Source organism: Amycolatopsis decaplanina DSM 44594 (assembly GCF_000342005.1).
GTDB classification, from domain to species: domain Bacteria; phylum Actinomycetota; class Actinomycetes; order Mycobacteriales; family Pseudonocardiaceae; genus Amycolatopsis; species Amycolatopsis decaplanina.
The window spans coordinates 101,196-116,054 of the sequence record NZ_AOHO01000045.1; the positions used below are offsets into that span (position 1 = coordinate 101,196).

22 protein-coding genes are annotated in these 14,859 nt (G+C 69.0%); 10 read left to right on the forward strand and 12 right to left on the reverse strand.

What is annotated here, in order from left to right; translation table 11 throughout:
• Entirely contained in the window at window positions 1–486 is a 486-nt protein-coding gene (locus tag H074_RS10145) for an SRPBCC family protein (RefSeq protein ID WP_235096717.1), read from the reverse strand.
• Window positions 487–488: 2 nt separating this feature from the next.
• Window positions 489–827, reverse strand: coding sequence for an ArsR/SmtB family transcription factor (locus H074_RS10150; RefSeq protein WP_007029933.1), 339 nt, complete (start codon window positions 825–827; stop codon window positions 489–491).
• A gap of 88 nt (window positions 828–915) precedes the next feature.
• Between H074_RS10150 and H074_RS40945 the strand changes: the two genes are divergently transcribed.
• Window positions 916–1,071, forward strand: coding sequence for a hypothetical protein (locus H074_RS40945; protein ID WP_016335988.1), 156 nt, complete (start codon window positions 916–918; stop codon window positions 1,069–1,071).
• A 55-nt stretch (window positions 1,072–1,126) separates the two neighbouring features.
• Entirely contained in the window at window positions 1,127–1,402 is a 276-nt protein-coding gene (locus H074_RS10155; RefSeq protein ID WP_235096718.1) for an NADAR family protein, read from the forward strand.
• 50 nt (window positions 1,403–1,452) lie between these two features.
• Here the strand turns inward: H074_RS10155 and H074_RS10160 are convergent, their stop codons facing one another.
• Window positions 1,453–3,633 carry an MMPL family transporter gene (locus H074_RS10160; RefSeq protein WP_007029936.1) on the reverse strand — a complete coding sequence of 727 codons (2,181 nt, stop codon included), beginning with the start codon at window positions 3,631–3,633 and terminating at the stop codon, window positions 1,453–1,455.
• 160 nt (window positions 3,634–3,793) lie between these two features.
• Here H074_RS10160 and H074_RS10165 point away from each other — a divergent pair, with 160 nt between their 5' ends.
• Together H074_RS10165 and H074_RS10170 are read left to right on the forward strand one after the other, a co-directional pair.
• Window positions 3,794–4,363: a TetR/AcrR family transcriptional regulator gene (locus H074_RS10165; protein WP_007029937.1), complete on the forward strand. Its 570-nt coding sequence runs from the start codon at window positions 3,794–3,796 to the stop codon at window positions 4,361–4,363.
• Window positions 4,364–4,409: 46 nt separating this feature from the next.
• A complete protein-coding gene (locus tag H074_RS10170; protein WP_007029938.1) occupies window positions 4,410–5,282 on the forward strand; it encodes a hypothetical protein in 873 nt (290 codons plus the stop codon).
• On the opposite strand, the gene H074_RS10175 is transcribed toward H074_RS10170, so the two are convergent.
• Window positions 5,279–5,827: an RNA 2'-phosphotransferase gene (locus tag H074_RS10175; protein WP_007029939.1), complete on the reverse strand. Its 549-nt coding sequence runs from the start codon at window positions 5,825–5,827 to the stop codon at window positions 5,279–5,281. The genes H074_RS10170 and H074_RS10175 overlap by 4 nt on opposite strands.
• Before the next feature lie 46 nt (window positions 5,828–5,873).
• On the reverse strand, window positions 5,874–6,335 hold the full coding sequence (gene soxR, locus H074_RS10180; protein WP_007029940.1) for a redox-sensitive transcriptional activator SoxR: 462 nt from the start codon (window positions 6,333–6,335) through the stop codon (window positions 5,874–5,876).
• Between the two features lie 52 nt (window positions 6,336–6,387).
• Here soxR and H074_RS10185 point away from each other — a divergent pair, with 52 nt between their 5' ends.
• Genes H074_RS10185 through H074_RS10195 form a run of 3 tightly spaced genes read left to right on the forward strand, consistent with a single transcriptional unit; the run spans window position 6,388 to window position 8,414 of the window.
• Window positions 6,388–7,080, forward strand: a complete 693-nt coding sequence (locus tag H074_RS10185; protein ID WP_007029941.1) for a thiamine pyrophosphate-dependent enzyme — start codon at window positions 6,388–6,390, stop codon at window positions 7,078–7,080.
• A gap of 4 nt (window positions 7,081–7,084) precedes the next feature.
• Window positions 7,085–7,975: a transketolase family protein gene (locus tag H074_RS10190; protein ID WP_007029942.1), complete on the forward strand. Its 891-nt coding sequence runs from the start codon at window positions 7,085–7,087 to the stop codon at window positions 7,973–7,975.
• A gap of 10 nt (window positions 7,976–7,985) precedes the next feature.
• Window positions 7,986–8,414, forward strand: coding sequence for an NUDIX hydrolase (locus H074_RS10195; RefSeq protein ID WP_007029943.1), 429 nt, complete (start codon window positions 7,986–7,988; stop codon window positions 8,412–8,414).
• Here the strand turns inward: H074_RS10195 and H074_RS10200 are convergent.
• The 3 genes from H074_RS10200 to H074_RS40950 all read right to left on the reverse strand — a co-directional run bounded on the left by H074_RS10200 (window position 8,400) and on the right by H074_RS40950 (window position 10,564).
• On the reverse strand, window positions 8,400–9,083 hold the full coding sequence (locus H074_RS10200) for an NIPSNAP family protein (protein WP_007029944.1): 684 nt from the start codon (window positions 9,081–9,083) through the stop codon (window positions 8,400–8,402). The genes H074_RS10195 and H074_RS10200 overlap by 15 nt on opposite strands.
• A 56-nt stretch (window positions 9,084–9,139) precedes the next feature.
• Window positions 9,140–10,312, reverse strand: a complete 1,173-nt coding sequence (locus H074_RS10205; RefSeq protein WP_007029945.1) for an acyl-CoA dehydrogenase family protein — start codon at window positions 10,310–10,312, stop codon at window positions 9,140–9,142.
• Between the two features lie 84 nt (window positions 10,313–10,396).
• Window positions 10,397–10,564 (reverse strand): hypothetical protein, encoded by a 168-nt coding sequence (locus H074_RS40950; protein ID WP_007029946.1) that lies wholly within the window; start codon window positions 10,562–10,564, stop codon window positions 10,397–10,399.
• A gap of 135 nt (window positions 10,565–10,699) precedes the next feature.
• Here H074_RS40950 and hisH point away from each other — a divergent pair, with 135 nt between their 5' ends.
• The 3 genes from hisH to H074_RS10220 all read left to right on the forward strand — a co-directional run bounded on the left by hisH (window position 10,700) and on the right by H074_RS10220 (window position 12,498).
• Window positions 10,700–11,323 (forward strand): imidazole glycerol phosphate synthase subunit HisH, encoded by a 624-nt coding sequence (gene hisH, locus H074_RS10210; protein WP_039922027.1) that lies wholly within the window; start codon window positions 10,700–10,702, stop codon window positions 11,321–11,323.
• A 9-nt stretch (window positions 11,324–11,332) separates the two neighbouring features.
• Window positions 11,333–12,070: a bifunctional 1-(5-phosphoribosyl)-5-((5-phosphoribosylamino)methylideneamino)imidazole-4-carboxamide isomerase/phosphoribosylanthranilate isomerase PriA gene (priA, locus tag H074_RS10215; protein ID WP_007029948.1), complete on the forward strand. Its 738-nt coding sequence runs from the start codon at window positions 11,333–11,335 to the stop codon at window positions 12,068–12,070.
• 80 nt (window positions 12,071–12,150) lie between these two features.
• Window positions 12,151–12,498, forward strand: a complete 348-nt coding sequence (locus tag H074_RS10220; protein WP_007029949.1) for a DUF1330 domain-containing protein — start codon at window positions 12,151–12,153, stop codon at window positions 12,496–12,498.
• Window positions 12,499–12,544: 46 nt separating this feature from the next.
• Here H074_RS10220 and H074_RS10225 read toward each other — a convergent pair whose 3' ends face one another.
• The 4 genes from H074_RS10225 to H074_RS10235 form a co-directional block, all read right to left on the reverse strand.
• Window positions 12,545–12,931: a PPOX class F420-dependent oxidoreductase gene (locus H074_RS10225; RefSeq protein WP_007029950.1), complete on the reverse strand. Its 387-nt coding sequence runs from the start codon at window positions 12,929–12,931 to the stop codon at window positions 12,545–12,547.
• Between the two features lie 63 nt (window positions 12,932–12,994).
• On the reverse strand, window positions 12,995–13,129 hold the full coding sequence (locus H074_RS42015) for a hypothetical protein (RefSeq protein WP_268744759.1): 135 nt from the start codon (window positions 13,127–13,129) through the stop codon (window positions 12,995–12,997).
• 209 nt (window positions 13,130–13,338) lie between these two features.
• Window positions 13,339–14,340: a hypothetical protein gene (locus H074_RS10230; RefSeq protein ID WP_007029951.1), complete on the reverse strand. Its 1,002-nt coding sequence runs from the start codon at window positions 14,338–14,340 to the stop codon at window positions 13,339–13,341.
• Window positions 14,337–14,846 (reverse strand): RNA polymerase sigma factor, encoded by a 510-nt coding sequence (locus tag H074_RS10235; protein WP_007029952.1) that lies wholly within the window; start codon window positions 14,844–14,846, stop codon window positions 14,337–14,339. Before H074_RS10235 ends, H074_RS10230 begins: the two co-directional genes overlap by 4 nt.
• Window positions 14,847–14,859 lie beyond the last annotated feature (13 nt).

Genomic DNA, 14,859 nt, shown 5'->3' on the forward strand with positions numbered 1-14,859 from the left:
TCAGTCCTCCGTGTCTCGTTCGGTCAGCAGTGCGTCGAGCTGGGGCATCGCCGCGCGGAACCCCTCTTCCATGCCGGGGATCGTCTTCTCCATGGCATCGACGCTGGAAAACCGGGTCACATGGGTCATCCGTGATCCCGTGGGTGTCGTCTCGAAGGTGAAAGTCATCGAGGTGGGCATGTTCTCGTCGTCGGCGTTGTCCTCACCGTCGTGCACCTCGAACGAGTCGATGGGGTTCACCGCGGTGAACTTCCAGGAGTCGGCCCACTTTTCCCCGTCAGGCCCGGACAGGAAGTACTCGGCGCGACCGCCTGCCCGGAAATCGTGATGGGTGAAGGTGGCGGGTGCGAACGGTGGTCCCCAGAAGCGCTCGAGTTGCCGTGGATCGGCCCAAGCTTCCCAAAGGCGTTTCCGTGGAACGGGAAAGTCCGCCACGACGGTGAGGTGGAGTCTCTCGGGGTCTTTGGTGACAGAGGTGATCGGCATCGTCATTTCCCTTCCCGCAGGACATCGTCGAGCTGCGCCACCCGCCGGCGCCAAAGGACTTCGTAGGAGTCGAGAAGTTCACCGGCGCGCTGGAGTCGCTCACGGTCGGTCGAGACCAGTTGCTCGCGGCCGTTGGCGCGCTTCCGGACGAGACCCGCGCGCTGCAGTACGGCGACGTGTTTCTGCACGGCGGCGAAGCTCATCTCGTAGCGCGCGGCGAGATCGGACACCGACGGCGCTTCCGTGATCGCCCGCGCCAGGATGTCGCGGCGGGTGCCATCGGCCAAGGCGCGGAAGAGCTGGTTGAGCGACTCCTCGCTCTCCTCTCGAAGTACAACCATGTGGTTGTACGTTAGCCGTGTCCGGTCACGGGGGCAAGGCCCGGGCCCGGCGCGGTCGCGGTGGCGGACGTGTGGCAGGGTGGCGGTCGTGAGTAACACGACCATCGCTGTGCTGCTGTTCGCGCTCGGCGGCTTCCTGATCGGCGGCGTCTACGCGACCTGGAAGAGCGTCAAGTTCATGGCCGTCGTGCTGGGGATCGGCGCGCTGCTGGCGATCGGCGGTGCCATCGCCTGGCTGGCCTGAGCGCCGCCCGGTAAATCGGCTGCGCGCCGCGACGACGGCGAGCATGCTGTCCGGCATGTCCGGAAACCCGCGCTCGGTCGCCGAGGTCGTCCGGCTCCAGCGATCCGGGAGCCGCGTCAAGTTCCTCTTCTTCTGGGGCCATCAACCCCGGCGTGACGGCACGATCGGGCCGGAATGCTTCAGCCAGTGGTGGCCCGCCAGGTTCACCGCCGACGGCGAGACCTTCTCGACCGCCGAGCACTACATGATGTGGCGCAAAGCGGTCCTGTTCGACGACGCCGAGAGCGCGGCGCGGATCCTCGGCTCGCGCGGCGCTCGTCTGAGTACGTGATGGCCCCCTTCACTGCGTCTAGCGCAATGAAGGGGGCCATCACGTACTTGCTACTTCGAGGCGTCGACCAGCTCCCGCTCGTCAGAAGCGTCGAGCTGCTTCGCGAGCTTCTCGCCTTCGACGTCCACATCGGGCAGTACGCGATCCAGCCACTTCGGCAGCCACCAGGCACCGCGTCCGAGCAGTGACATCAGCGCCGGCACGATGGTCATCCGGATCACGAACGCGTCCACCAGCACCCCGAAGGCCAGCGCGAACCCGATCGACTGGATCAGTGACGACTCCGCGAGGACGAACCCGGCGAACACGCTGATCATGATCAGCGCGGCGGCCACCACGACGCGGGAGCCGTGCCGGAAGCCGGTGACCATCGCCTGCTGCGGGTCGGCGCCGTGGACGTACTCCTCTCGCATCCGCGTCACCAGGAACACCTGGTAGTCCATCGCGAGCCCGAACAGCACGCCGATCAGCAGGATCGGCAGCATGCTCATGATCGGCCCGGTCGTCTTCACCCCGAGCAGGTCGGTGAGCCAGCCCCACTGGAACACCGCCACCACGGCGCCGAACGTCGCGACCACCGAGCCGAGGAAGCCCAGCGTCGCCTTCAGCGGGACCACGATCGACCGGAAGACCAGCATCAGCAGCAGGAACGCGAGCCCGACGATCAGCGCGAGATAGGGCAGCATCGCGTCGGCGAGTTTCTCCGAGACGTCGATGTTGGCCGCGGTCTGGCCGGTCACCGCCAGCGAAGCGCCGGTGGCCGAACCCAGTCCCGCGTTCAGGCCGCGGATGTCGCTGACCAGGTCTTCGGTCGCGGTGCTGCTCGGACCGCTCTTCGGGATGACGGTCAGCAGCGCCAGGTCACCGTCCCGGTTGGTCTTGGGCGGAGTGACGATCGGGCGTTCGGGGAGTCCGCCGATGCCCGCGGCCGCCTGCTGGAGCGCGGCCTGCCGGTCGGTGCTGCCGGCGAGATCGACGACGATCACCAGCGGGCCGTTGGCGCCCTCGCCGAAGCTGCGGCTGACCGTGTCATAGGCCTTGCGCTGGGTGGTGTCCGGCGCGGCGGTGCTGTCGTTCGGCAGGCCGAGCTGCATGCTCGCGGCCGGGATCGCGACGATCGCGAGACCGGCGATCGCGGCGATCAGCACCGGGATCCGGTGGCGGGCCACGAAACGTGCCCAGCGCTCACCGTGCGTCGTCGCGCTTTCCTTGCGGCGCAAGCGGATCTTGCCGCCCGCCAGTTTGCCGCCCGCGAACCCGAGGATGGCGGGCAGCAGGGTGAGCGCGATGACGACCGCGATGGCGACGGTGATCGCCGCGGCGATGCCCATCTCGCCGAGGAACGGGATGCCGACGACGGTCAGGCCCGCCAGCGCGATGATCACGGTCAGCCCGGCGAACACCACCGCGGAACCCGCCGTGCCGGTGGCGCGTCCGGCGGCCTCCTCCGGATCGCGGCCGATCGTGAGTTCGTGCCGGTAGCGGGAAACGATGAAGAGCGCGTAGTCGATGCCGACGGCGAGGCCGATCATCAGCGCGAGCACGGGTGTGTTCGTGTTCAGTTCGAGGAAGCCGGACGCCGTCGTGATGCCCGCCATGCCGATGCCGACGCCGATGAGCGCGGTCAGCAGCGGGATCCCGGCCGCGAGCAGCGAGCCGAAGGTGATGATCAGGACGACCGCGGCGACGGCGACGCCGAGGCCTTCGGTGGCGTTCGTGGCGGGCATCGCCTGGACGGCGTCACCACCGAACTCCACGGTGTACCCGGCGGCCTTGGCCGAATCCCCGGCGGCCATCAGGCCCTCGCGGTCGGCGTCGGTGAGCTCGAAGCCCGGCACGCGATAACTGACCTGCGCCAGCGCGACGTGCTTGTCGGGCGAGATCGCCTGAACCTGCAGCGGGTTGACCACGCCGGCGACCTTCGGCGCGTTTTGGAGTCCGGTGACGATGCCCGCGATGGCCGCCTGCCCGGCCTTGTCGGTGATGTCGCCGGGCGTCGAGATGACGACGCGTGCCGTCGCGCCACCGGCGGCGGCTTCCGGGAACCGGTCGGCGAGCTGGTCGATCGCCTTCTGCGACTCGGTGCCGGGGATGGTCACCGAGTTCGAAAGCTGACCGGACAAGGTCAGCGCCCCCGCGCCGAGGGCCACCAGGACGGCGGCCCACACCGCCGTCACCAGTGCCCGGCGCCGGAACGAGAACCGGCCCAGGCGGTACAGGAAGCTGGCCACAAACGTCTCCCGTTCACTCGATCAGGTTCATTCCAAGCTAGCCGATCGGCTAGGGGCCTACAAGCCGATCGGCAAGTGTGTGACTAGCCGCACGGCTAGTACTCGTTTGGTCCGGCGGGCACGATTGACGTAATCTCCGACGGCTGAACGAGGAGGGAACATGGACGTCGTCCACGCGGAGGACACCCGCACGCGACTACTGGGCACGGCGTTGCGGTTGTTCACCGAACACGGCGTGGAAGGCACCTCGCTGCAGATGATCGCGGACGCCCTCGGCGTCACGAAGGCCGCCGTCTACTACCACTTCAAGACGAAGGCGGAGATCACCGAATCCGTCGCCGAACCCGTGCTGCGCGAGCTGGAAGGGATCGTCGACGACGCCCGCGCCCAGCGCACCCGTGGCGCGCAGATCGACCATCTGCTCGACGGATTCGTCGACCTCGTGGTGCGGCACCGTTCGCTGGTCGCCCTGTTCTCCAGCGACCCCGGGATCGCCCGCGCGATCGAGAAGTCCGTGCACAGCTCGGAGAGCTTCAAGAACCGGCTGCTGGAGATCCTGGTCGGCCCGGATCCGGATCTCACCGCGATCGTGACCGCGCAGGTGCTGCTGGCGGGGATCGCCATCGCCGGCGGCTCGCCCGAGGTCGCCGCGCTCGACGACGAGACGCTGCGCGAGACGCTGCTCAGCGTCGGCCGCAAGCTCTACAACCGCCCGCGCCGCCGCTCGTGACCGATGTGTTCAAGACGGGCGCCGCGATCCGCGCGACCCTGTCGGCATGAACATCGATCTGAAGACGGCGGCCGCCTTCATGGCCACCCAGGCCCGGCTTCTCGACAGGCGGCGCTTCGAAGTCCTTTTCCGCGACGGTGACCCGGCGGCGGCGCTCGCCGCGCTGGAGGCGTACCGCAACCCCGACGGCGGCTACGGCCACGGACTCGAACCCGACTGCCGCTCGGCGACCAGCCAGCCCGGTGGCGCGCTGCACGCTTTCGAGGTCTTCGCCGACATCGGTCCGGCGACCAGTCCGCGCGCGGCCGAACTCTGCGACTGGCTCACCTCGATCTCCCTGCCGGACGGCGGGATCCCGTTCGGGCTGCCGATGCCGGATCCGTTCGGCAGCGCGCCGTTCTGGGCGGGCGCGGACCCGTCGGTCTCCTCGCTGCAGATCACCGCGATCGTCGCGGTCACCGCATATCGCGTCGCGGCGCACGATCCCGCGGTCGCCGCGCATCCCTGGCCGGCGAAGGCCACACGCTTTTGCCTGGACGAGATCGAAAAGCTCGACGAGGCACCGCACGCGCTCGTGCTCGCCTTCGCGATGAAGCTGGTGGACGCGCTGGGTGACACGCGTCTGGTCGAGAGGCTCGGCCGGTTCGTCCCGGACGACGGTGTGGTCGCCGTCGGCGGCGGGATCGAGGGCGAGTCCATGCGCCCACTCGATTTCGCCCCGAGACCGGACGGTCCGGCGCGGAAGCTCTTCCGGCCGGAGGTCATCGACGCGGATCTGCGGCGGGTGGCGGCCGGGCAGCACGACGACGGTGGCTGGCGGGTCGACTACACCAGCTATTCACCCGCGGCCGCCCTGGAGTGGAACGGGCTGTCCACCGTGAACACGTTGTCGCTCCTGCGGAACAACGGGCTGGTCTAGGGGAGACGGCGCAGGAACTCCGGTGGAACGGCGGCGGTGAGCCAGACGCCGTTCGCGCTCACCTGGAATTCGTGCCCGGCGGCGGTCATCTCCCGCGCGTCCACGGCGAGCAGGACCGGGACGCCGCGCCGGGCCCCGACGGTTCGCGCGGTGTCCACGGTCGCCGAGAGATGCACGGCGTGCCGCTTCATCGGCCGGAGGCCCTCGTGCATGATCGCGCCGAGGAACCGGGACACGGTGCCGTGGTAGAGCACGTCCGGCGGGATGGCGGCGGGCAGTGCGAGGTCGACGTCGACACTGTGGCCCTGGCTGGCGCGGATCCGCCGCCCGTCCTCGTCGAAGGCGAAGCGCCTCTTGTCGTTGTCCTCGACCACTTCGTCGAGTTCGGCGCGGGTGAGGGCAAAGCCGTTGCGCCGCAGGGCGGCCAAGAGCGTGTCGACTTCGGCCCAGCCGTCAGGGGTGAGGGTGATCCCGATGTCGCCGGGTGCGTGCCGCAGATGCCGGGAGAGCCGTTTCGAGGCCCGGATGAGGTGTTTCTTGTCCATTTCGCGTCCCAGTGACGCACATCCGGCCCCCGCGTGGCAACGGAATTCAGATGCCGCCCTCGGAGGCCGGGCGCAGTTTCCCCGCGCCGGGGCCGAAACGGGACATCTGGTCGTCAGCGTTGTAGAGCCCGCAGCTGCGCAGGGAAAGGCAGCCGCAGCCGACACACCCGGTCAGCCTGTCGCGCAGCCGCTGCAACGCGTCGATCCGCGCGTCGAGTTCGTCCTGCCAGCCCCGCGAAAGGCGGGCCCAGTCGGCCTTGGTGGGGGCGTGGTCCCTGGGTAAGGTCTCCAGTGCCGAGCTGATGTCGTCCAGACTGAGGCCGACACGCTGCGCGGCACGGATGAAGGCGATCCGGCGCAGCACCGAACGCTGGTACCGCCGCTGGTTGCCGGCGGAGCGCTCGGAGCTGATCAGCCCTTTGTCCTCGTAGAAACGCAAAGCCGTATGGGGCACGCCGCTGCGGTCGGCGACCTGTCCGATGCTCAGGTGTTCAGCCAGTCTCGTCACGACGCCAGGCTAGCCTTGACTTCGACTTAAGTCGAGGTTGCAACCTCGGTTCATGACCACTGACATCAAGACCGGCTACGAAGATCTGCCGCGGCTGATCTCGCTGATGACCGGGGACGAGAAGCATCAGGCGGCCGCGGAGTCCACTGTGGACGTCTTGTGGGTGCTCTACGACCGTGTGCTCGACATCACCCCGGAGAACGTCCGTGACCCCGGCCGCGATCGCTTTCTGCTGTCGAAGGGCCACGGCCCGATGGCCTACTACGCGGTGCTGGCGAAGAAGGGCTTCATCCGCGAGGAGGAACTCGCCGGCTGGACTTCGGCCGAGTCCCGGCTCGGTCACCATCCCGATCGGGCCAGGCTGCCCGCGGCCGAAATCTCCAGCGGTTCGCTCGGGCACGGGCTCCCGCTGGCCATCGGTACCGTGTTCGGCCTGCGCGCCAAGGGATTCCGTGACGCCAAGGTCGTCACCCTCGTCGGCGACGCGGAACTCGACGAGGGCTCCAACCAAGAGGCCATCGCGATCGCCGGCCGCGTCGGCATGCCGCAGCTGACCGCCGTCGTCGTCGACAACTCCTCGGCCACGCACGGCTGGCCCGGCGGGATCGCGCGCCGGTTCGAGGTCGAGGGCTGGACGACCCGCACCGTCGACGGCCGCGATCACGACGCCCTCCACGAAGCCTTCACCGCACCCCACCCGGACCGGCCGCTCGCCGTGGTCGCGACCGTCGAGCGAAAGGTGTGAATCCGTGAACATGCGTGAAACGTTCCTCAGCGCCACCGCCGAGGTACTCGACACCGACCCGAACGTCGCCGTCGTGCTCGCCGACATCTCCGCGGCACAACTCGCCTTCGCCGCGCGGAAACACCCCGACCGGGTGCTCAACGTCGGCATCCGCGAACAGCTGATGATGAGCACCGCGGGCGGACTGGCGCTGGCCGGGATGCGCCCGATCGTCCACACCTTCTCGTCGTTCCTCGTGGAGCGTGCGTTCGAGCAGGTCAAACTCGACCTCGGGCACCAGGACGTCGGCGCCGTGCTGGTGTCCTCGGGCGCCTCCTACGACATGCCGACCGCCGGGCGGACACATCAGGCGCCCGGGGACGTCGCCCTCATCGGCACGTTGCCGGGCTGGACCGTGCACGTGCCGGGGCATCCGGAGGAGGCGCGGCGGCTGTTGCTCGAATCCATCCCGGGCGACGGGCGCGTCTATCTCCGGCTTTCCGCACAGGAGAACGCGGAACCGCATCTGGGCGCGGGCCTGCAGACACTGCGCGAAGGCGGGCGAGGTGTGGTGGTGGCCGTCGGGCCGATGCTCGACAGGGTGCTGGAAGCGACCGCCGATCTCGACGTGACCGTGCTCTACACCTCGACCATCCGGCCGTTCGACGCCGGCGGGCTGCGCTCGGCCGTCGAAGCCGCCGGGACCACCGACATCGTGCTGATCGAGCCCTACCTCGCGGGCACATCGGCGCACGCGGTGTCGGACGCTTTGCCCGGAACGCCGCACCGGCTGCTCTCACTCGGCGTGCGGCGCGACGCGGAAGTACGGATCTACGGCGAAATGGCCGATCACGACCTCGCGCACGGCCTCGACGCCGGTTCGATCACCTTGTCCGTCAAGGAATTCCTCCGCTAGCGTCACCAGGATGACGAAGATCCGCCCGCTCGCGCTCGGAGTCATCCGCCGCGGCGAAGACGTTCTCGTGTTCGAAGGCCGTGACAACACCAAAGGCGTGACCTATCACCGGCCCCTCGGCGGCGGAATCGAGTTCGGGGAGACCGCCGCCGAGGCGCTGCACCGCGAATTCCAGGAGGAACTCGCGGCGGAGCTGACCTCGGTCGAGCAGATCGCCGTGCTGGAGAACGTGTACACCTTCGAGGGCAGGCCGGGGCACGAGATCGTGTTCCTGTTCACCGCCGACCTGACCGACAAGGCGTTCTATGAGCGCGACGAGGTCGGTGTGGTGCTCGACGACGGCGCGCGCGTGCACTGGCTGCCGATGGCCGACGTGGCGAGCGGCAAGGCGATCCTGTACCCGGACGGGCTCGCGGACCTCCTTTCAGCGCAGGACTGACCGCGCGGTCGGCGTCAGTTCCAGTTGCTGCCATGGACGTTCGAGCCTGCCTTCGAGTGCGGCACCCGTCCGGTCGAGGAGCTCACGGCGCGCGGCCAGCTCACCGGCGTCGGCGAACTTCGAGAACCAGACGAACACCGTCTCGTTCTCCCTCACGGGCAGACGGGGGAAGGTGTTCTCGGCCGGTTCCGTCTCGAAATGGCCGAACGTCTCCACACCGGACTCCCGTAGCGCGGGAGCCACGGTTTCCGCGAAGTACTCGGAGAACTCCTTGACCGGACCGACCGGATGGCACACCGTCACCAGCACCCGGGAATCCCCGGCACCGCCGTGAGCGGGGAAGCCCGGCCCGGACGGCCGCAGCAACAGGACGTCGGAAGCGTCGATCATCGTCTCGTTCGCCGCCGGTCCGTGTTCCTCCCACACGGGCCCGTAGTAGAACGATTCGAGTGCGGCCCGCCTGGTCTCCATGTCCCGGAAACCGCGCAGCCACACGAACCTGTCCGGCTCCGCCGGTTCGCGGAACAGACCGAACAGGCGCATGCCGCAGGCTTCCTGGCTCTCCACGAACTCGCGCTCGAAGAGCTCGACCAGCTCGTCCCGGCGGCCGGGGTGCAGGGTGTACCGGCGCAGCTCGACGACGGACTGGAACTCGGTGGAATCGGTCATGCGCGGACCCTAGAGGCCCGCACCGACAGTTTTCGGCGGCTCGGCTTTTCGACGGCTCAGCGGAAGGCGGCGAGACCGGTGACCGACTGGCCGAGCGAGAGCGCGTGCATCTCTTCGGTGCCCTCGTAGGTCAACACGGTTTCGAGGTTCGACATATGCCGCATCACCGGATACTCCAGTGAGATCCCGTTGGCTCCGAGCATGGCGCGCGCGGTCCTGGCGACCTCCAGCGCGGAGCGGACGTTGGCGAGCTTGCCGAAGCTGACGTGGTTGTGGTGCAGTGTCCCGGCGTCCTTGAGGCGTCCGATCCGCAGCGCGACCAGCCCGGCGCGGTTGACCTCGACGACGAGGTCGGCGAGCTTGCGCTGGGTGAGCTGGAACCCGGCCAGCGGTTTGCCGAACTGTTCCCGGCTCAGCGTGTACTCCAGCGCGGATTCGTAGCAGGAACGAGCGGCGCCGACGACGCCGAACAGGATCCCGTAGCGCGCCTCGTTCAAGCAGGACAGCGGCCCGCGTAGCCCCCTGACCTCGGGGAACGCCGCGGAATCCGGCAGGCGGACGCCGTCGAGCACGAGTTCCGCGGTCAGCGAGGCCCGCAGCGACAGCTTGTGCTTGACCTCGTTCGCGGTGAAGCCCGGCGTGTTCGTGGGGACGACGAAGCCGCGCACGCCTTCGTCGGTCTGCGCCCAGACGACCGCGACGTCGGCCACGGTTCCGTTGGTGATCCACATCTTCGTGCCGCTCAGCACCCAGTCCGAGCCGTCGCGCACCGCGCGGGTCCGCATGCTGCCGGGGTCACTGCCGGCGTCCGGTTCGGTCAGGCCGAAGCAGCCGAGCGCCTCACCGGCGGCCATCCGCGGCAGCCACTCCTGCTTCTGCTCCTCGGTGCCCCATTCGTGGATCGCGTACATCGCCAGCGAGCCCTGCACCGAGACGAAGCTGCGCAGCCCGGAGTCGACGGCCTCCAGTTCACGGCAGGCGATGCCGTAGGCGACGGCGCTGGTCCCGGCGCAGCCGTAGCCCTCCAGATGCATGCCGAGGAGTCCGAGCTGCCCGAAGCCCTTGGCGAGCTCGGCGGCGGGCAGGGCGCCCGTTTCGTACCATTCGGCGACGTTCGGCAGGAGCTGGTCGTGCGCGTAGGAGCGCACGGCGTCACGCATGGCCCGGTCCTCGGCGGAGAGCTCGGCGTCGAGATCGAGGAAGTCGCGCGGATCCGGGCTGCTGCTCATGCGGTCACTCCTGGTCGGCTAGGTGGGGCACCTTCCCAAGAAGAAAACCACACACACGACCGGAGTCGGGTGTCAGCGATCGCGTCATCCGGTGGTCTTCGTCACCTGAACCGATGCCGTGGCCGTTTGCGCGGGGGCGGACCGCCGCTTCTGCGCCGGGATCAGCAGCTCCGTGAAAGTAGGGAAAGGCACGCTTTCGATGTCTTCGCGCCAGGCGCTGAGCAGGCGGGTCAGGTCGTCGGCGTCCTGCATCGTTCCTCCATAAGTGCAGGGCGGTCCTGCGCCGGCCTTTCACTCGGAGTCGTTATTACCCAGACGAGTGAAGGACGAAACAGGGAATCCGCGGAAAATCCGGTCCGCTAACCTGGGCGCGTGGCTACTCCTCGCGTGGTGATCCTGGACTACGGGTCCGGCAACCTCCGGTCCGCCGAACGCGCTGTTCAGCGTGTCGGCGCCGACGTCGAGGTCACGGCCGACCCGCATGCCGCGCTCGAGGCCGACGGCCTGGTCGTCCCCGGTGTCGGTGCCTTCTCCGCCTGCATGGAGGGCCTGCGGTCGGTGTCGGGGGAGAAGATCATCGGCAAGCGCCTCGCCGGCGGCCGTCCCGTGCTCGGCATCTGCGTCGGCATGCAGATCCTGTTCGAACGCGGTGTCGAGCACGGCGTGGAGACCGAGGGCACCGGTGAGTGGCCGGGCACGGTCGACAGGCTGGAGGCCGACGTCCTGCCCCACATGGGCTGGAACACCGTCCGCGCCCCGGAGGACTCGCGGCTGTTCGCCGGGCTCGACGCGGACACGCGGTTCTACTTCGTGCACTCCTACGCCGTGCGGACCTGGGAACTGGACTCCGGCCTCGCCGGGCAGCAGCCCAAGGTGACCTGGGCGAATCACGGCCAGGACTTCGTCGCCGCCGTCGAGAACGGGCCGCTGTGGGCGACCCAGTTCCACCCGGAGAAGTCCGGTGACGCGGGGGCGCACCTGCTGCGCAACTGGCTCCAGACCCTCGCCTAGAGTGGGCGCGTGACTTTCACGCTCCTTCCCGCCGTTGATGTGGCCGATGGCCAGGCCGTGCGACTCGTCCAGGGCGAGGCCGGCACCGAAACCTCCTATGGCAGCCCGCTGGAGGCGGCACTCGCCTGGCAGCGTGACGGGGCGGAGTGGATCCATCTGGTGGACCTCGACGCCGCGTTCGGCAAGGGCTCCAACCGTGAACTGCTGGCCGACGTCGTGGCGAAGCTGGACGTCCAGGTGGAGCTGTCCGGTGGCATCCGCGACGACGCCTCACTGGAGGCCGCGCTGGCCACCGGTGCCCGCCGGGTCAACCTCGGCACCGCGGCGCTGGAGGACCCGGAGTGGACCGCGAAGGTCGTCTCCTCCTACGGCGACCGCGTCGCCATCGGGCTGGACGTGCGGATCACCGAAGCCGGGCACCGGCTGTCCGCCCGGGGCTGGACGCAGGACGGCGGTGACCTCTGGGAGGTCCTCGACCGGCTCGACCGCGACGGCGCGCAGCGCTACGTCGTCACCGATGTGAGCAAGGACGGCACCCTCCAGGGCCCGAACATCGACCTGCTCCGCGAGGTCGCCGCCCGCACCGACGCGCCGGTCATCGCCTCCGGCGGCGTGTCCAGTGTGGACGATCTCCGCGCGCTGGCCGCGCTGGCCCGCGACGGTGTGGAGGGCTCCATCGTCGGTAAGGCGCTCTACGCCGGCGCGTTCACCCTGCCCGAGGCTCTCGCCGCCGTCGCGGAGTTCTGAGCTTTACCTCCCGGGTAATCGACGCCACTCGCCGGTTCGGTCAGGATCCCTTCCAGGACAACGAAACCTGGAGGGACACCATGACCGCCTACGGGCTCGCCCACCTTCGCCCCGCCGCCGTGCTGGCGGAAGAGGTCTTCGAGTACATGGAACGGATCCAGGCCACGCTCGATCCCTTCGGCGGCAGGTTCCTCGTGCACGGAGCCGGGGTTCAGGTCGTCGAGGGGGAGTGGCCGGGGGCGCTGGTGCTCATCGAGTTCCCGAGCCTCGATGCCGCGCGGGAGTGGTACGACTCGCCCGCGTACCAGGAGATCCTGCACCTGCGGGCGGACCACATCCCCGGCGACCTGATCCTGGTGGAGGGATGCGGGCCGGACCACGACTCGGCGGCGCTGGCGGCCGGGCTGCGGGCACTTCAGGCCTCGTGAGCGGTGAGGACGGTTAGAACCGTCCTCACCGCTCACGAGACCGAGGTCATTCCGCCAGCTTGATCGCGATTCCCACCGTCCGGTCCTTCGGCCCCCGCAGCCTGCTGAAGAACATCGTGACCCGCCCGGTGATCCCGTACTTCCGCGCGATCACCTTGCGCACGCGTTCGGTTCCGTCGAGGTCCAGCAGCCGCGCCTCACCCGCGACGACGTCGCCATGGGTCTTGCCGCCGCGGAAGTCGCAGGCCTGGACCTCGACCCGGCCGCTGTTGCGGATGCGCTTGACCTTGCCCGCCTTCCGCTCGGACCAGAGCACCAGTTCGCCGCCGTCGCCCGCCGCCCAGACCGGCGTCGGCACCGGGGTGCCGTTCTTGCGGAAGGTGGTCAGGACGACATACTTCTCGGCGGCGATCCGCTCGAACTCCGATCCCATGTGGAGAGTCTAGGGCGTCCGGCGCCGCAACGTCGCCGCGCCGAGGACCAGCGCGGCCAGGGCTCAGGCTTCGACGGCGCAGGAAAGCGGCATCACGTGCGAAAGCCAGTTCAGGAGCCGGCTCATCTCCCCGCGCGGCACGAACAGTCCGTGATCGGCGAGCCCGACCTCGCCGATCACGCTGTCCACATCGGACACCGGCGCGTGATCCGGCCGCGCGGCGTCTCGAACCCGATGTCCCCGACGACTTCGCGGCCGCCGCGGACGACCCGCGGGCCCGTCACGGAGATCGCCGAATTAGCCATACGTTCAATTCTGTGCCCGTTGAGAAGCGCGAGCCAAGAGGACATGTTCCAGGACAGCCGGACGGCGATGCCCGGGTAGCGGTGACGAGCAAGCGCCCGTCACTATTCCGGCGGCTTCCCGAACCAGCTGTAGTCGCCGGGGACGATCTGCAGGCCTTCGGCGATGCCGAGCAAGGTGGCCTGGTCACGTTTGCCCGACACGGTGAGCCATCGGCCGCCTTCGAGCTGGACGGAGACCGCTCCGTACTGATGGCCGAACCGCCCATCCCGTTCGGGGAGGTAGCTGCCGTCGAGGCCCCTGACCTTGAGGGACACCGGTTCCGCGCCGTCCGCTTCCGGCCGGTCGCCACCGAGCGACGCCGTGACGGCCGCTGCCGCGGCGGGTTGCCCGGGCTGAGTGGCCTCCAGCTCGGTCACGCCCCCGCTGACCTTCATGAACGTCCGCACCCCCGACGACTCCAGATCCGCGGGCAGCTGTCCGAACCGCAGTTCACCCGAGACCCGGGCGCGGTTGTCCGGAACCATCTCTCCGGCGATCCGCTCGCCGACCGCGCGCGGGTCCTTGACGTCGACCAGCCGCATGGTCAGCAGGTAGACGTCATCGGGGGACCAGGTCAGCATCATCCCCTGGCCGGAGACCTCGACGGCCATGCCGACCTTGCCGTGCACGATGATCTGGTTCGGCGCCGGCGCGATCGTCCACGGCCCGGAGCGTTCGTCGCTCAGCGGTGTGCTGGTCAGCTGGATCTGGCCGAGCTCGCCACCGCTCCACTCCCTCGTTTGCGGTGCGGGGTAGGGCTTCGCGCTCCGGGCCGTTTCCCGGAAACCGTCGGGCAGCCAGCCGGGCTTGTACGGCAGCACCGCCCAGTCGGCGTTGCGCTGCGAAGCCGGTGGAACCGCGGTGAAGGCCCGCAGACCCAGCGGGACGCCGAGCACGATGATCGCGACCGCCGCCGCGACCAGCGCCAAAGCCATCTTCGGACGGCTACGCGACCGTTGGACCAGCGCGTCACGGATCTCGGCCCCGTCGGGCGCCCGCGTCGCCAGGTGTTCGAGGCTTTCCCGGATCAGGTCCTCGGTGCGATCTTCACTCAGTCGGGTCATGTGCGGGCTCCCGTGGGCTGAACTGACGGGGACGGCCCGGTTTCCCGCAGCGTCGCGAGCGCACGCGAGATCTGACTGCGCACGGTCGACGTCGCGCAGCGGAGCACCGCGCCGATCTCCTCGTCGGAGTAGTTCTCGTAGTAGCGGAGCACGATCGCGGCGCGTTGTTTGCGCGGGAGCTTCGCGAGCCGGTCCAGCATCGCGTCGCGTTCGTCGTACTCGATGGCGTGATCGGAGACCGGCGGGCTCACCAGGTCGAGTACTTCCGGCGACGACGGCGTCACCCGGCGGACCGCCAGGCGCCTTCGCCACGAGAGGTACTCGTTGGTCACCATCCGGCGGACGTACGTCGGTGGCGAGTCGATCTTCGGCCAGCGTTGCTGAGCGCGCAGCAGCACCTCCTGCACGATGTCCTGCGCCAGGTACGGGTCGTCGGTCAGGACGGTCGCGTAGCGCAGGAGCCCGTCCAGGCGATCCGCGACGAACTCGTCGAAGGTCGCAGGCACGTGTCCCCCTCAG

Bases quoted from the DNA above. Each gene is read 5' to 3' on its own strand.
- H074_RS10145 (WP_235096717.1), bottom strand. From the start codon at position 486: ATGCCGATCACCTCTGTCACCAAAGACCCCGAGAGACTCCACCTCACC.
- H074_RS10150 (WP_007029933.1), bottom strand. From the start codon at position 827: ATGGTTGTACTTCGAGAGGAGAGCGAGGAGTCGCTCAACCAGCTCTTC.
- H074_RS10155 (WP_235096718.1), top strand. From the start codon at position 1,127: ATGTCCGGAAACCCGCGCTCGGTCGCCGAGGTCGTCCGGCTCCAGCGA.
- H074_RS10165 (WP_007029937.1), top strand. From the start codon at position 3,794: ATGGACGTCGTCCACGCGGAGGACACCCGCACGCGACTACTGGGCACG.
- H074_RS10170 (WP_007029938.1), top strand. From the start codon at position 4,410: ATGAACATCGATCTGAAGACGGCGGCCGCCTTCATGGCCACCCAGGCC.
- H074_RS10175 (WP_007029939.1), bottom strand. From the start codon at position 5,827: ATGGACAAGAAACACCTCATCCGGGCCTCGAAACGGCTCTCCCGGCAT.
- H074_RS10185 (WP_007029941.1), top strand. From the start codon at position 6,388: ATGACCACTGACATCAAGACCGGCTACGAAGATCTGCCGCGGCTGATC.
- H074_RS10195 (WP_007029943.1), top strand. From the start codon at position 7,986: ATGACGAAGATCCGCCCGCTCGCGCTCGGAGTCATCCGCCGCGGCGAA.
- H074_RS10200 (WP_007029944.1), bottom strand. From the start codon at position 9,083: ATGACCGATTCCACCGAGTTCCAGTCCGTCGTCGAGCTGCGCCGGTAC.
- H074_RS10205 (WP_007029945.1), bottom strand. From the start codon at position 10,312: ATGAGCAGCAGCCCGGATCCGCGCGACTTCCTCGATCTCGACGCCGAG.
- H074_RS40950 (WP_007029946.1), bottom strand. From the start codon at position 10,564: ATGCAGGACGCCGACGACCTGACCCGCCTGCTCAGCGCCTGGCGCGAA.
- H074_RS10220 (WP_007029949.1), top strand. From the start codon at position 12,151: ATGACCGCCTACGGGCTCGCCCACCTTCGCCCCGCCGCCGTGCTGGCG.
- H074_RS10225 (WP_007029950.1), bottom strand. From the start codon at position 12,931: ATGGGATCGGAGTTCGAGCGGATCGCCGCCGAGAAGTATGTCGTCCTG.
- H074_RS10230 (WP_007029951.1), bottom strand. From the start codon at position 14,340: ATGACCCGACTGAGTGAAGATCGCACCGAGGACCTGATCCGGGAAAGC.